13 protein-coding genes are annotated in these 15,014 nt (G+C 62.1%); 7 read left to right on the top strand and 6 right to left on the bottom strand.

The annotated features are described in order from the left end of the window. The first annotated feature begins 1 nt into the window (after nucleotide 1). Nucleotides 2-628: an L-threonylcarbamoyladenylate synthase gene (locus G9C89_RS05960; RefSeq protein ID WP_172146071.1), complete on the top strand. Its 627-nt coding sequence runs from the start codon at nucleotides 2-4 to the stop codon at nucleotides 626-628. Between the two features lie 48 nt (nucleotides 629-676). On the opposite strand, the gene G9C89_RS05965 is transcribed toward G9C89_RS05960, so the two are convergent. Beyond that, nucleotides 677-1,033 carry a PA2779 family protein gene (locus tag G9C89_RS05965; protein WP_172146073.1) on the bottom strand — a complete coding sequence of 119 codons (357 nt, stop codon included), beginning with the start codon at nucleotides 1,031-1,033 and terminating at the stop codon, nucleotides 677-679. Between the two features lie 200 nt (nucleotides 1,034-1,233). Here G9C89_RS05965 and G9C89_RS05970 point away from each other — a divergent pair, with 200 nt between their 5' ends. The 4 genes from G9C89_RS05970 (at nucleotide 1,234) to rluB (ending at nucleotide 5,671) form a co-directional block, all read left to right on the top strand. Next, nucleotides 1,234-2,448 carry a tryptophan--tRNA ligase gene (locus G9C89_RS05970; protein ID WP_172146075.1) on the top strand — a complete coding sequence of 405 codons (1,215 nt, stop codon included), beginning with the start codon at nucleotides 1,234-1,236 and terminating at the stop codon, nucleotides 2,446-2,448. 150 nt (nucleotides 2,449-2,598) lie between these two features. Continuing rightward, on the top strand, nucleotides 2,599-3,297 hold the full coding sequence (locus G9C89_RS05975) for a segregation and condensation protein A (protein WP_172146428.1): 699 nt from the start codon (nucleotides 2,599-2,601) through the stop codon (nucleotides 3,295-3,297). A 2-nt stretch (nucleotides 3,298-3,299) separates the two neighbouring features. Then, nucleotides 3,300-4,097: an SMC-Scp complex subunit ScpB gene (scpB, locus tag G9C89_RS05980; protein ID WP_172146077.1), complete on the top strand. Its 798-nt coding sequence runs from the start codon at nucleotides 3,300-3,302 to the stop codon at nucleotides 4,095-4,097. 185 nt (nucleotides 4,098-4,282) lie between these two features. Beyond that, nucleotides 4,283-5,671 carry a 23S rRNA pseudouridine(2605) synthase RluB gene (gene rluB / locus G9C89_RS05985; RefSeq protein WP_172146079.1) on the top strand — a complete coding sequence of 463 codons (1,389 nt, stop codon included), beginning with the start codon at nucleotides 4,283-4,285 and terminating at the stop codon, nucleotides 5,669-5,671. A gap of 71 nt (nucleotides 5,672-5,742) precedes the next feature. Here the strand turns inward: rluB and G9C89_RS05990 are convergent, their stop codons facing one another. The 5 genes from G9C89_RS05990 to G9C89_RS06010 form a co-directional block, all read right to left on the bottom strand. After that, nucleotides 5,743-6,669 carry a GGDEF domain-containing protein gene (locus G9C89_RS05990; RefSeq protein WP_172146081.1) on the bottom strand — a complete coding sequence of 309 codons (927 nt, stop codon included), beginning with the start codon at nucleotides 6,667-6,669 and terminating at the stop codon, nucleotides 5,743-5,745. 226 nt (nucleotides 6,670-6,895) lie between these two features. Further along, entirely contained in the window at nucleotides 6,896-7,636 is a 741-nt protein-coding gene (locus G9C89_RS05995; RefSeq protein WP_172146082.1) for a YciK family oxidoreductase, read from the bottom strand. Nucleotides 7,637-7,788: 152 nt separating this feature from the next. Then, nucleotides 7,789-8,460: an N-acetylmuramic acid 6-phosphate phosphatase MupP gene (mupP, locus tag G9C89_RS06000; RefSeq protein WP_172146083.1), complete on the bottom strand. Its 672-nt coding sequence runs from the start codon at nucleotides 8,458-8,460 to the stop codon at nucleotides 7,789-7,791. Then, complete coding sequence (gene ubiG / locus G9C89_RS06005; protein ID WP_172146084.1) at nucleotides 8,460-9,158, bottom strand: bifunctional 2-polyprenyl-6-hydroxyphenol methylase/3-demethylubiquinol 3-O-methyltransferase UbiG; 699 nt, start codon at nucleotides 9,156-9,158, stop codon at nucleotides 8,460-8,462. Before ubiG ends, mupP begins: the two co-directional genes overlap by 1 nt. A 223-nt stretch (nucleotides 9,159-9,381) precedes the next feature. Then, the gene (locus G9C89_RS06010; RefSeq protein WP_172146085.1) at nucleotides 9,382-10,701 is read right to left on the bottom strand and encodes a TRZ/ATZ family hydrolase; all 1,320 of its coding nucleotides are present in this window, start codon (nucleotides 10,699-10,701) and stop codon (nucleotides 9,382-9,384) included. Nucleotides 10,702-10,901: 200 nt separating this feature from the next. Here G9C89_RS06010 and mtnA point away from each other — a divergent pair, with 200 nt between their 5' ends. Then, nucleotides 10,902-11,978 (top strand): S-methyl-5-thioribose-1-phosphate isomerase, encoded by a 1,077-nt coding sequence (gene mtnA / locus G9C89_RS06015; RefSeq protein ID WP_172146086.1) that lies wholly within the window; start codon nucleotides 10,902-10,904, stop codon nucleotides 11,976-11,978. A 244-nt stretch (nucleotides 11,979-12,222) separates the two neighbouring features. After that, nucleotides 12,223-14,928 carry a DNA gyrase subunit A gene (gyrA, locus tag G9C89_RS06020; protein ID WP_172146087.1) on the top strand — a complete coding sequence of 902 codons (2,706 nt, stop codon included), beginning with the start codon at nucleotides 12,223-12,225 and terminating at the stop codon, nucleotides 14,926-14,928. Nucleotides 14,929-15,014 lie beyond the last annotated feature (86 nt).

Here is a 15,014-nt window from a genome sequence, read left to right on the forward strand (position 1 = left end):
CGTGAGTCAATTTTTCCAGGTTCACCCGGAAAACCCGCAGCTGCGCCTGATCAAACAGGCGGTGGAGATCATCAGAGCCGGTGGCGTGGTGATTTATCCCACCGATTCGTCCTATGCGCTCGGTTGCCATATCGGCGACAAGAATGCGGTGGAGCGTATCCGCCGTTTGCGCCAGTTGGACGACAAACACAATTTCACCCTGGTTTGTCGCGACCTGTCGCAGCTTGGCCTGTTCGCCAAGGTCGATACCGGCGCCTTTCGGTTGCTGAAGAACCATACGCCGGGGCCTTACACTTTTATTCTCAACGCCACTCGCGAAGTGCCGCGCATGTTGCTGCACCCCAAGCGCCGCACCATCGGTCTGCGGGTGCCTGGTCACCCGATTGCCCAGGCATTGCTCAGCGAACTCGGCGAGCCGCTGATGAGCGTCAGCCTGATTCTGCCGGGCGAGACGCTGCCGATGAGCGATCCCTACGAAATGCGACAGATCCTCGAACACCAGGTCGACCTGATCATCGACGGCGGTTTTGGCGGGTTGGAGGCCTCGACCGTGATCAATCTGGCCGAGGACGAGCCGCAAATCATTCGCGTCGGCTGTGGCGACCCTGCGCCTTTCGGCGAAGCGTAAGAGCCTCGCACGAAAGGCACGAAATTTCGCGAGCCTGGTCGTCAGCGCTTACAGAATGAGCACCACCAGCAGAACTACCAGCAGGATGATGATGAAGTCGTTGCCACTGAGTGCACCACCGGCCGGCAACGCGTCGATCCGCTGGGCCAGGGTGGCGACTTCCGCGGGCGTCAGCGCATCCACGCGGCTGTTGGCCAGGGCTGCGGGGACATCCATGGCTTGCAAACGCTCCTCGACGTCGGCACGGTTGAGGAACTCACTGACTTTGTCGCGATCGGCCTGCAGGGTTTGCTCGGCGATGACTTCTTGGGTGCCGATCATGCTGGCCTGGGCGGTTAGCGGTGGCAGGAGCAGCAAAAATGCTGCGAGCAAGGCAATGCCGAACGTTAGGCTGGGAATTTTCATGCTGTGACCCTCGACGAATGGTCGGGATTCGCGTCAAATCTTGCACTGCTGTTGGCGCGCGGTTCTGCCGTCAGTTTGCCCGGGCGGCTTCATAAATTAAGACTGGCCTTTTGCCCAAACGGTTCCGCGGTCGTTTTTCCCGCGGCGGCTACGGGTCTCGCTATACTTCGCGTCTTGTTGATTCGCTTAGGTAACCTGGTTTGAGCCTTGTTGATTCCGAACGCCGCGTGCTGTCCGGCATGCGCCCCAGTGGTCGTTTACACCTTGGCCATTACCATGGGGTGCTGAAGAACTGGATCAAGTTGCAGCACGAATACGAGTGCTTTTTCTGCATCGTCGACTGGCACGCACTGACGACCAACTACCAGGATGTCGGGCAGATCTCCCAGCATGTCATGGACATGGCGGTGGATTGGCTGGCCGCCGGGGTCAGTCCCAGTTCCGCGACCATGTTCATCCAGTCGCAAGTGCCGGAGCACGCCGAGCTGCACCTGCTGCTGTCGATGATCAGTCCGCTCAGCTGGCTGGAGCGGGTGCCGTCCTACAAGGAACGGCAAGACCGGCTGCCAGGGCGGGAACTCGCCACCTATGGTTTTCTTGGTTATCCATTGCTGCAGGCGGCGGATGTCCTGCTTTACCGGGCCGGGGTGGTGCCGGTTGGCGCCGATCAATTGGCGCATATCGAATTCGCCCGCGAAGTGGCTCGACGCTTCAATCATCTCTATGGCCGTGAGCCCGGCTTCGAGCTGAAAGCCGAGGCGGCGATCCGCAAGCTCGGCAAGAAAACCGCCACGCTCTACAACAATTTGCGCAAGGCGTACCAGCAGCAGGGTGACGTCGAAGCGCTGGAAACCGCCAGGGCACTGCTTAAAGAGCAACAGAGCATCACCATCGGCGACAAGGAACGCCTGTTCGGCTACCTGGAAGGTGGCGGCAAGGTGTTGTTGCCCGAGCCGCGACCGTTGCTCAGCGATGCGCCCAAGCTGCCGGGGCTGGATGGCGGCAAAATGTCCAAGTCCAGCGGCAATGCAATTTTTCTGCGTGACAGCAGTGCCGAAGTCGAGGAAAAGATCAGGCGCATGCCTACTGATCCTGCGCGGGTGCATCGGGAAGATCCCGGTAATCCTGCCCATTGCCCGGTGTGGCCGCTGCACGAGATTTACAGCAGTGCAGAGACGCGTGCTGCATTGCAGCAAGGCTGCAAGAGCGCCGGCATCGGCTGCCTGGACTGCAAGGGGCCATTGATCGAGGCCGTGCAGAAAGAGCTGCAACCCTTGCAGGCGCGAGCCGCCGATTATCAAGCCAACCCCGAGTTGCTGCGCAGTATCCTGGCGGAGGGCGCCGAGCGCGCGCGCAATGAAGCCCGGGAAACCTTGACCGAGGTGCGTTTGGCCCTGGGTCTGAATTACCGCTGAGCAGGGGTTGGGTAAATCGATATGCACAGTCAGTCACCTGAACCGTCCGCCGACAGTCAAGCAGGCGCCCAGCAAGAGTTGCCGTTCGCGTTGGTATACGGCCGGGCGGTGACCGAGATGCCGCTGGATCTGTATATCCCGCCGGACGCACTGGAGGTGTTTCTCGAAGCCTTCGAGGGGCCCCTGGATCTGCTGCTCTATCTGATCCGCAAGCAGAATATCGATGTGCTGGACATTCCCGTGGCGGAAATCACCCGGCAGTACATGGGCTATGTCGAATTGATGCAGTCGGTGCGCCTGGAGCTGGCCGCCGAGTACCTGGTGATGGCGGCGATGCTCGCCGAGATCAAGTCGCGCATGCTTCTGCCGCGTTCGAGCGAGGCTCCGGAGGAAGAAGACGATCCGCGCGCCGAGCTGATTCGCCGTCTGCAGGAATACGAGCGCTACAAGGCCGCTGCCGAAGGCCTCGACATGCTGCCCCGGGTCGGTCGCGACCTGACGGTGCCGCGCCTGGAGGCGCCGCAGGCGCAGGCGCGCAAGCTGCTGCCGGAGGTCAATCTGGAGGAGCTGTTGTTGTCGATGGCGCAGGTGCTGCGCCGCGCCGATATGTTCGAGAGTCACCAGGTCAGTCGTGAGACGCTGTCGACCCGCGAGCGCATGAGTGAAGTGCTGGAGCGCCTCAAGGGCGGCGCATTCGTGCCTTTTGTCGACCTCTTCACGGCCGAGGAGGGACGTCTGGGTGTGGTAGTGACCTTTATGGCGGTGCTCGAGCTGATCAAGGAATCGCTGGTCGAACTGGTGCAGAATGAAGCCTTTGGACCTATCCACGTGCGTGCGCGAGCCGAATGAGCATGAACCTGAGCAATCCCCGTGAACTGGCCAGCCTGCTGGAAGCCTTCCTGTTCGCCTCCGGCAAGCCGCAATCGTTGGAGCGTTTGTTCGAGCTGTTCGAGGAGGCGGAGCGCCCGGCGCCTGCGGTGTTCAAAAAAGCCCTGGAGCGGCTGCGCCAGTCCTGCGAAGGGCGTGCCTTCGAACTGGTCGAGGTGGCTTCCGGCTACCGTCTGCAGGTGCGCGAGACGTATGCGCCCTGGGTCGGGCGCCTGTGGGAAGAGCGCCCGCAGCGTTATTCGCGGGCCATGCTGGAGACCCTGGCGCTGATTGCCTATCGGCAGCCGATTACCCGCGGCGAGATCGAGGATATTCGTGGCGTGGCGGTCAACAGCCACATCGTCAAAACCCTGCTGGAGCGCGAGTGGATCCGCGTGGTCGGTCACCGCGACGTGCCGGGCAAGCCGGCGATGCTGGCGACCACCAAGGCCTTTCTCGATCACTTCAACCTGAAGAGTCTCGACCAGCTACCCCCGCTGGCGGCGCTGCGTGAGATCGAGCCCGAACCCTTGCTGGCCTTCGATGATGAGCTTGCCGCGCCGCAAAGCCTGCAGGCCCGCGCCGACCTGGCCCTCGCCGATGAAGCGCTGGTGGAGGCCAGTGAGGAAACCAGCTTCAGCAGCCTGCTGGCCGAGTTGGACTCCATGGAGCAGGGCTTGAAGACCGATTTCGATGATTTCTCGGCCGCGGCGCTGGATGAGGCCGAAGACGAGGAGCTGACCGAGGCCACGGACGAAGAGGGGTTGCCGCGCCATAGGTAGCCCAGAGGCAATCCGGGGATGGGTAACAATGCCATTGCGGATGCACCGGCTGTCGAAAAGCCTGAGCGTCGCTCGTCTGCCGACTAGTCTCAATCCGTGCGTGCGCTGCGCGTTTCGCGTATGATCCGCGCCCCTTCGACGACTTGCTGTCGTCCATCACTAGAGATACACCGGGAGGTGCCCAGATGAGTGAATCCGAAGAATACAGTCCAGCCGGCGAAAAACTGCAGAAAGTCATGGCGCGCATGGGCCTGGCTTCACGCCGCGAAATCGAAGGCTGGATCAGCGCCGGTCGGGTCAAGGTCAATGGCGCGGTTGCCGGCCTCGGTCAGCGTGTCGACCTGCACGATGCCATCGCCATCGATGGCCGCCTGATCAAGCGTGAAGAAGCCGCCGAAAGCGTGCGCCGCGTGATCATCTATAACAAGCCCGAAGGCGAGATCTGCACCCGTGACGACCCCGAAGGTCGGCCGACCGTGTTCGACCGCCTGCCGCGGCCGAAAGAGGGCCGTTGGATCAACATCGGCCGCCTCGACATCAACACCACCGGTTTGCTGATGTTCACCACCGACGGTGAGCTGGCCAACCGCCTGATGCATCCCTCCTACCAGATGGACCGCGAGTACGCGGTGCGCGTGCGCGGCGAAGTCGACGAGGAAATGATCGAGCGCCTGAAAGCCGGCGTGATGCTCGAAGACGGTCCGGCCAAGTTCACCGATATCAAGGTGGCACCGGGCGGTGAGGGCTTCAACCACTGGTATCACTGCGTGGTGATGGAAGGCCGTAACCGCGAAGTGCGCCGTCTGTGGGAGTCCCAGGGCCTGGTGGTCAGTCGCTTGAAGCGCGTGCGTTTCGGGCCGGTATTTATCACCTCGGATCTGACCATGGGCCGCTGGCGCGAAATGAGCCAGCGCGAAGTGGATATTCTCAGTGAAGAAGTTGGCCTCAAGTCGGTCGCCTTGCCGGACATGAAAGAGAAAACCCGCGACAAGCTCGAACGCCTGCAGCGCAAATCGGCCAAGCCGGTTGGCCGTGGCGAGCGTCCGCAGCGGACACTGCGTCCGGCTCATGGTGCCGCGGTGAGCGCTGAACGTTCGGGTTCCGGACGTACTCCGCGCGGCGAAGCTGGTGAGCGTGCCGTACGGACTCCGCGTAGTGAAGCTGGTGAGCGTGCCGTACGCACCCCGCGTAGCGAGGGTGGCGAGCGTGCTGTACGTACCCCGCGCAGCGAAGGTGGCGAGCGTGCCGTACGCACTCCGCGCAGCGAGGGTGGTGAGCGTGCAGTGCGTACCCCGCGCAGCGAGGGCGGTGCTGTGCGTACGCCGCGCCCGCCGCGCGCCGACAAGGGCCGTACGGAGCAAGGTCGTTCGGCTCCGGGCAAGGGGACGCCAGTTGCCGAGCGGCCGCGGGATGTCAACAAGAAGAGTCCGAGCAAGCCCAAGCCTATGCGTCCGGGCGTCGAGCTGAGCGAGCGCCCTGGGCGCAAGCCGGCCGCTCCAGCCAAGCGCCGCAGCCAGCCAGCGGGTGAAGGGCAGCGCCCTGGTTTTGGTCGTGGTCCGCGCAAGCCGCAGTAATAAGCCGAGCTGCCGCTAACTAGTGGTTGTAAAAAAGGGACTCGATTGAGTCCCTTTTTTATACGTTGTTTTTAGCCGGCCATGCTCAGGCGATTGCGTCCATCGCGCTTGGCTACATAGAGTGCGCTATCGGCGCGGCGCAACAGGCTTTCCGCCGACTCGCCCGCCAGCAGGCTGGCGCAGCCGAGGCTGATGGAGACCTCGATCGGTCGGCCTTGGGCCAGGCATTGCAACTCTTGCACGGCATGACGCAGGCGCTCGCCGACCATGGCGGCGGCTTCGCGGCAGGTTCCCGAAAGCAATACGAGAAACTCTTCGCCGCCGTAGCGAAACACCATATCGACATTACGCAACTGGTTTTTCAGGGTGGCGGCAACGTCGATCAATACCTCGTCGCCGACGCTATGGCCGTGGTTGTCGTTGATCCGCTTGAAATGGTCGAGGTCGAGCATCAGCAGCGAGAGTGGTTGCTGATTGCGTCGCGCCAGATCGATTTCACGCTGCAGAATCTGATCCATGGCGATGCGGTTGCCGGTATTGGTCAGCGGATCACGCAGTGCGCTCTGGACTGCCGCGCGGTAGAGCAGGGCATTGCGTAGCGGGAACAGCAAGCTGGCCAGCAGGGACTCCAGTTGGCCGAGTTCCTCGTCGCTGAAGCGCTGCTGGCGGCGGAAAACCAGCTCGCCAAGGTATTCGCCCTCATGGCTCAGCCGGTAACCGGCCGAGTGGCTGGCGCGTTCGCCCAGTTCCAGACGCAGGTCAGCGGTTGGCTGTTGATAGGTCAGGGCATTGAGCGGCACCAGGCTTTGCACGGCAGTGAAGAACAGTTTGAGGATGCGCTCGGCATCCAGGCTGGTCTGCAGTTGCATGCTGAGTTGCTGACGCAGTTGCGCCAGGCTGACCGGGTGCAGGGAAGGCGCGCGATTGCCGGAAAAACCCAGGCGCTGAAGCTTGGCCGTATCGAAATCGATGGTGTTGGTCTGGCTGGGAGTAACCATAAATGCTGAGCCTCTAGCGCATTAATGCGGCAACACTGGCTATAGAGCGATTTTCATGCCAGAGGGTTCAGAAAATATGAAAATTATTTGAAGTCAGTCACTTACGCTGTTTTTTTGCGGCAAATGGCCAGTATCGGCAATTTCCTTGCCTGGTCGGCCGGCAAGCTGTTGCCGGCCTGTGGATGTATTGCCATTTTTCTGCCGCTTCAACCAGTGGTTGCGCGCCTTACTGGGCGTCGAATGCCTGGCCATTGACGCCGCTGCTGTCTGGGCCCATCAGGTACAGATAGACCGGCATTATTGCCTCGGGCAGCGGGTTGTTCGCCGGGTTTTCCCCTGGATAAGCCTGGGCGCGCATATCGGTACGGGTTGCGCCCGGGTTGATGCTGTTGGCCCGTACCGGAGCCACGCCGTCGACTTCATCGGCCAGCACTTGCATCAAGCCCTCTGTGGCGAACTTGGAGACCGCGTAGGCGCCCCAGTAGGCGCGGCCTTTGCGGCCGACGCTGCTTGAGGTGAATACCACCGAGGCGTCGCTGGAGAGTTTCAGTAGCGGCAGCAGGGTGCTGGTGAGCATAAAGGTGGCGTTGACGTTGACCTGCATCACGCGCATGAAATTATCGCCGGAGAGCTGCTCCAGCGGTGTGCGCGGGCCGACGATAGAGGCGTTGTGCAGCAGGCCATCAAGTTTGCCGAATTCGCGCTCGATCATTGCTGCCAGTTCGTCGTACTGGTGTGGCAGGGCGGTTTCCAGGTTGAACGGGATCACCGCGGGCTGCGGATAGCCGGCGGCCTCGATGGCGTCGTAGACCCTGCTGAGGTTTTCTTCGGTCTTGCCCAGCAGTAGTACGGTCGCCCCATGGGCGGCAAAGGTCTGCGCGGCGGCAGCGCCAATCCCGCGGCCGGCGCCGGTGACCAGAATCACCCGATCCTTGAGCAGGTCGGGGCGGGCAGAATATTGGAACATGGGGACTCCTTCGGAGAGCGGCAAGCTGCAAGCCATAAGCGACAAGTTGCACGGCTGAATATTGATGGGTAGGTGGGGTTCGCCCGGCGAAGCCCCCCCCTTGTGAGCGATACTCGATAACGCCAAGCCTCAGAGCTGTACGTTGTACTCGCTCAGCAGCGGCACAGCGCCCGTTCGAGTACCGTGCGCAGTTCCAGGGGGTGGTCGACTACCACGTCGGCGCCCCAGTTTCTCGGGTTGTCGTCCGGGTGAATATAGCCATAGGTCACCGCCGCGGTTCTGGTGCCGGCGGCGCGTCCCGACTCTATGTCGCGCAGGTCGTCGCCGACGAACAGGACGCTGGCCGGATCCAGGCCCAACTGGTTGCAGGCAAGAATCATCGGCTCTGGGTCGGGTTTGCTGTTGGTCACATGATCCGGGCAGATCAGAATGGCGGAGCGTTCGGCCAGGCCGAGTTGCTGCATGATCGGTTCGGCGAAGCGCAGCGGCTTGTTGGTCACCACGCCCCAGATCAGCTTGGCCTGCTCGATATCGGCGAGCAGTTCATGGATGCCGTCGAAAGGGCGGGTCAGCACTGCGCAGTGGTCCTGATAGCGTTCGAGAAACTCCAGGCGCAGCGCCTCGAACTGCTCGGCCAGCGGATCCATGGCGAAGCTTGCGGCAACCATGGCGCGGGCGCCGCCGGAAATCTGATCGCGGATCAGCTTGTCATCCACGGCCGCCAAGCCGCGTTCGGCGCGCATCGCCTGGCAGATGGCAATAAAGTCCGGGGCACTGTCGAGCAGAGTGCCATCCATATCGAAAAGAACTGCGCGCAAACGCATCAGGCCTCCTTGAGCGTCTGGATCATGTAGTTGACGTCGACATCCGCTTGCAGTTTGTAGTGTTTGGTCAGCGGGTTGTAGGTCAGGCCGATGATGTCCTTGACCTGCAGGCCGGCGTCGCGGCTCCAGGCGCCCAGTTCCGAGGGGCGGATGAACTTCTTGAAGTCATGGGTGCCGCGCGGCAGCAGGCGCAACAGGTATTCCGCGCCAATCACCGCGAACATATAAGCCTTGGGGTTGCGGTTGATGGTGGAGAAGAACACCTGGCCGCCGGGTTTGACCAGGGTGTGGCAGGCGCGGATCACCGAGGCCGGGTCGGGGACGTGTTCGAGCATTTCCAGGCAGGTGACCACGTCGAACTGCTCGGGCATTTCCGCGGCCAGGGCTTCGGCGGTGATCTGCCGATACTCCACCGAGACGCCGGATTCCAGTTGGTGCAACTGGGCCACGGCCAGGGGCGCTTCGCCCATGTCGATGCCGGTTACCTCTGCACCGCGCTGGGCCATGGCTTCGCTGAGAATGCCGCCGCCGCAGCCGATGTCGAGCACCTTCTTGCCGGCCAGGCTGACGCGCTCTTCAATCCAGTTGACCCGCAGTGGATTGATGTCGTGCAGGGGTTTGAATTCGCTTTCGCGATCCCACCAGCGGTGGGCGAGGGCTTCGAATTTGGCGATTTCGGCGTGATCGACGTTGCTCATAGATATCCCTGGGTGAAGCTGTAAATGGCAAGCCTGGGTTGAATGTGTCCATGTTGCCAGTTTCGTAGCCTGGAGTGGGTGTCTATCGACCACCCGATATATGTCAGTTTGTCGCACTGTTGGTGTTGGTGGGAGGGGCTTTAGCCGCGATGAGCTGGCATCTCATTTGACCAGTCGCGGCTAAATCCTCTCCCGCAAGCCCTTCCGGCCGGTGTTGCGCATGTTATCGCCGGGCGATCTTCGTTCCCCAGGCGCGGGCGTTGGCAATGATCCGCTGTTCGTCCAGGCGCATCAGCCGGCCGCTGTCGAGCAGGTGCTTGCCGCCGACCCAGACATCCTCGACGCAGTCGCGGTTACAGGTATAGATCAGTTGCGAAACCGGGTCGTAGATCGGCTGCTGGGCCAGGCCGTTCAGGTTGAATACCACCAGATCGGCGGCCTTGCCCGGCTCCAGCGAACCGATCTGGGCGTCCAGGCCGAGGGCGCGCGCGCCATTCAGGGTTGCCATGCGCAGTGCGCGATGTGCATCCAGGGCGCTGGCCGAGCCGGCCACGGCTTTGGCCAGCAAGGCGGCCGTGCGGGTTTCGCCGAGTAGATCCAGGTCGTTGTTGCTGGCGGCGCCGTCGGTGCCGATGGCCACATTGACTCCGGCTTGCCAGAGCTTTTCTACCGGACAGAAGCCGCAGGCCAGCTTGAGATTGGACTCCGGGCAATGGATCACGCTGCTGTTGCTGGCCACCAGCAGGACCAGATCGTCATCATCGATCTGGGTCATGTGCACGGCCTGGAAGCGCGGGCCGAGCAGGCCGAGCCGCGCCAATCGCGCCAGCGGTCGTTCGCCATGCTGTTGCAGACTCTGCTGCACCTCGAAGGCGGTTTCATGCACATGCATATGGATGCCGGCGTCCAGTTCCTCGGCGAGTATGCGGATGTTTTCCAGCTTGTCGTCGCTCACCGTATAGGGAGCGTGGGGGCCGAAGGCAACGCTCAGGCGCGGGTGATGCTTGAGGTCATCGAACAGGGCCAGCCCTTTGCGTAATGCTTCGTCGGCATCGCGGGCGCCGGGAATGGGAAAATCCAGTACCGGAATGGTTATCTGGGCGCGAATGCCGCTCTTGTGCACTATCTCGCTGGCCACTTCGGGAAAGAAGTACATGTCCGAAAAGCAGGTGATGCCGCCCTTGAGTTGTTCGGCGATGGCCAGTTCGGTGCCGTCCAGGACGAAATGCTCATCAACCCACTTGGCCTCGGCTGGCCAGATATGCTGTTCCAGCCAGTTGTTCAGCGGCAGCTCATCGGCCATGCCGCGAAACAGGCTCATGGCGGCATGGCCATGGGCATTGACCAGTCCCGGTGTCAGCAGTCGGCCGGGCAGTTCACGGACTTCCAGTGCCTTGTGCTTGAGCGCTTCGGCGCGCGGCGCGATCAGGGCGATGCGTCCGTCGCGGATGCCCAGGCCATGCTCGTGCAGCACCACTCCCGCCGGCTCGATCGGCACCAGCCAGGTTGGGAGTAGGAGAAGGTCGAGAGGGGTTGCCGGCATGCCTGGGACTTCCTGCGGGTATCTGAGAGCCCCGAGTTTATAGGGGTTCGTCGTGCGCTTGAAGCGGCGTAGCGCCATGCCATAAGTTTCAGGCTGTGAGTGAGCTGGCCCGTTCCGGGGGGGGGGGCGCTGATTCGCTTGCAGCTTGCCGCCTGCTTCTCTGGGTATAATGATCGGCTTTTCCGGGGGTGGGGTGTGTCATGCGCGAGCAATTGCTAGCGGCAGAGAAGGTTCAGGCCATTGCTTGGCGCGATGGCGCTCTGCACCTGCTCGATCAGCGTGTGTTGCCGTTCGAGGAGACCTGGCATGCCTGTCATTCGGCCGTGGCCGTGGCCGAGGCGATTCGCCTGATGATAGTGCGCGGGGCGCCGGCCATCGGTATCAGTGCGGCCTATGGCGTGGTGCTCGGCGCGCGCGCGCGGGTGGCCGAGGGTGGCGACTGGCGTGTGGCCCTGGAGGCGGACTTTAAAGCGCTGGCCGACTCGCGACCGACCGCCGTCAATCTGTTCTGGGCGCTCAATCGAATGCGCGAGCGCGTGGCGCGTATTAAGGAAGGTGACGATCCGGTGGCGCTGCTGGAGAGCGAGGCGCTGGGCATCCATCTGAGCGATCGTGAAGCCAATCTGACCATGGCGCAGCTCGGTGTCGACCTGATTCGCAAGCATCAGGGCAATCAGCAGAATCTGCTGACCCACTGCAATGCCGGTGCCTTGGCCACTGGCGGCTTCGGTACGGCGCTGGGGGTGATTCGCGCGGCCTATCTGGAGGGGTTGGTCGAGCGCGTGTATGTCGACGAGACCCGGCCTTGGTTGCAAGGCTCGCGCCTGACCGCCTGGGAGTTGGCCGGCGAAGGCGTCCCGGTTTGCCTGAATGTCGATTCGGCCGCCGCGCACCTGATGAAGACCCGCGGTATCACCTGGGTCATCGTCGGTGCCGACCGGATTGCCGCCAATGGCGATGTAGCGAACAAGATCGGCACTTACCAGTTGGCGGTCAATGCCATGCACCACGGCGTGCGCTTCATGGTGGTGGCGCCGAGTTCGACCATCGACATGGCGCTGGAGAGTGGCGATGACATCCCGCTCGAGGAGCGTGATGCCAGTGAGTTGCTCGAGGTCAATGGGCAGCGAGTGGCGGCGGGGGTGGATGCACTCAATCCGGTGTTCGATGTGACGCCGGCCGACCTGATCGATTTCATCGTGACCGAGAAGGGCGTGGTCGAGCGGCCGGACCTGGCGAAAATGACCAAGCTGATGTGCCGCAAGCGTCTGCATTGAACTTGTCGCAGCTGCTTGGTGGGTGTTGTGGCGGCGGCTGGCTGGGGATAGGTGTGGGGCGCCGGTTGTGGTAATATCCGGCCGTTTTCAGGGGCGCTGGCAACGGTCGCCTTAACTGCGCAGATACATGGCATAACTCATTGATTTGTCGTGAGTCGCTGCTGGCCTAGGGCCGCGCGGCACGCTTCGCCTCGTTCGGGATGAATGACGCGGAGTATCACCAGAAAAAGGAACCAGGCTACTCATGGGCGAACTGGCCAAAGAAATCCTCCCGGTCAATATCGAAGACGAACTGAAGCAGTCCTACCTCGACTACGCGATGAGCGTAATCGTCGGGCGTGCCCTGCCGGATGCGCGCGATGGCTTGAAGCCCGTGCACCGTCGGGTGCTCTTTGCAATGAGTGAGTTGGGCAACGACTGGAACAAGGCATACAAGAAGTCCGCCCGTGTGGTCGGTGACGTGATCGGTAAGTACCACCCGCATGGTGATACCGCGGTGTACGACACCATCGTCCGTATGGCTCAGCCATTCTCCCTGCGCTACTTGCTGGTCGACGGTCAGGGCAACTTCGGTTCGGTGGACGGCGACAACGCCGCCGCCATGCGATACACCGAAGTACGCATGACCAAGCTGGCCCATGAGCTGCTGGCCGATTTGCACAAGGAAACCGTCGACTGGGTGCCGAACTACGACGGCACCGAGATGATTCCGGCGGTGATGCCGACCAAGGTGCCCAACCTGTTGGTCAACGGTTCCAGCGGTATCGCCGTGGGCATGGCCACCAACATTCCGCCGCACAACCTCACGGAAGTGATCAACGGCTGCCTGGCGCTGATCGACAACCCCGAGCTGACGGTCGATGAACTGATGCAGTACATCCCGGGGCCGGACTTCCCGACAGCGGCGATCATCAACGGCCGTGCCGGCATCATCGAGGCCTATCGCACCGGCCGTGGGCGCATTTATATGCGCGCACGGGCGATCATCGAAGACATCGACAAGGTCGGCGGTCGCCAGCAGATCATCGTCAGCGAGCTGCCGTACCAGCTGAACAAGGCGCGGCTGATCGAGAAGATCGCCGAGCTGGTTAAAGAGAAGAAGCTCGAAGGCATCACCGAGCTGCGTGACGAGTCCGACAAGGACGGCATGCGCATCGTCATCGAGTTGCGCCGCGGCGAAGTACCGGAAGTGGTGCTCAACAACCTCTACGCCCAGACCCAGATGCAGAGCGTGTTCGGCATCAACGTCGTGGCACTGATCGACGGCCAGCCGAAAGTCCTCAATCTCAAGGACATGCTCGAAGCCTTCGTCCTCCATCGGCGTGAAGTGGTCACCCGGCGCACCGTGTTCGAACTGCGCAAGGCGCGTGAGCGTGGGCACATCCTCGAGGGTCAGGCGGTTGCGCTGTCCAACATCGATCCGGTGATCGCCCTGATCAAGGCTTCGCCTACCCCGGCCGAAGCCAAGGAAGCGCTGATTTCCACCGCCTGGGAATCGACTGCGGTGGAAGCCATGGTCGAGCGCGCCGGCGCCGATTCCTGCCGTCCGGAAACCCTCGAACCGCAGTACGGGCTGCGTGACGGCAAGTACTATCTGTCGCCGGAACAGGCCCAGGCCATCCTGGAGTTGCGCCTGCACCGCCTGACCGGTCTGGAGCACGAGAAGCTGCTGGCCGAATACCAGGAAATTCTCACCCAGATCGGCGAGCTGATCCGCATCCTCACCAGCGCCGTGCGCCTGATGGAAGTGATTCGCGAAGAGCTGGAAGCGATCAAGGCCGAGTTCGGCGATGCCCGGCGCACCGAGATTCTCGATGCCCGCCTGGATCTGACCCTGGGTGACTTGATCACCGAAGAAGAGCGGGTGGTGACCATCTCCCACACCGGTTACGCCAAATCGCAGCCGTTGAGCGCTTATCAGGCCCAGCGCCGCGGCGGTAAAGGCAAGTCGGCCACCGGCATCAAGGATGAGGACTACATCGCTCACCTGCTGGTCGCCAACAGCCACACCACGCTGCTGCTGTTCTCCAGCAAGGGCAAGGTGTACTGGCTGAAAACCTATGAAATTCCGGAAGCTTCGCGCGCGGCCCGTGGTCGTCCGCTGGTCAACCTGTTGCCGTTGAGTGAGGGTGAATACATCACCACCATGTTGCCGGTTGAAATTGCCGCCAAAGGCAAGCAGGACGATGCAGACGATATCGAAGGCGTGCTCGATGATGTCGAAGGCACACCGGAAGCCAAGGGGCCGTTCATTTTCATGGCCACCGCCAACGGTACCGTGAAGAAAACCCCGCTGACCCAGTTCAGCCGTCCGCGCAGTGTCGGCTTGATCGCCCTGGGCCTCGACGAGGGCGATACCCTGATTTCCGCCGCCGTCACCGATGGCAGCCGCGAAGTCATGCTGTTCTCCGATGGTGGCAAGGTCACCCGCTTCAAGGAAACCGACGTGCGTGCCATGGGCCGTACCGCCCGCGGTGTGCGCGGCATGCGTCTGCCGGAAGGGCAGAAGCTGATTTCCATGCTGATCCCGGAAGAGGGCAGTGAGATTCTGACTGCCTCCGAGCGTGGCTTCGGCAAACGCACCGCAATCGACGAGTTCCCCGAGTACAAGCGCGGTGGCCAGGGCGTGATCGCCATGGTCAGCAACGAGCGTAACGGCAAGCTGGTTGGCGCTGTGCAGGTGCTCGACGGCGAGGAAATCATGCTGATTTCCGACCAGGGGACCCTGGTGCGTACCCGCGTTGGCGAAGTCTCCAGTCTCGGCCGCAATACCCAGGGCGTGACCCTGATCAAGTTGGCCAAGGATGAGAAGCTGGTCGGTCTCGAGCGTGTGCAGGAGCCATCCGAAGAGGAGGGCGACGAACTGCTTGAAGGTGACGAAGTGCTGGGTGACGATGCTGTCGAAGCTTCGGATGCTGCCGCTGACGAGAGTCCAGCCAGCGAAGAGTGATCTGTGTGAGCGAGGCTGAGCCTCGCTCATTGCAGCGTTGGATTCGACGACTGGCCGGCAGTGGTCAGTCGTCCAACATTTGAGCG

The sequence above is a fragment of the Pseudomonas tumuqii genome, from assembly GCF_013184545.1.
Lineage (GTDB): Bacteria > Pseudomonadota > Gammaproteobacteria > Pseudomonadales > Pseudomonadaceae > Aquipseudomonas > Aquipseudomonas tumuqii.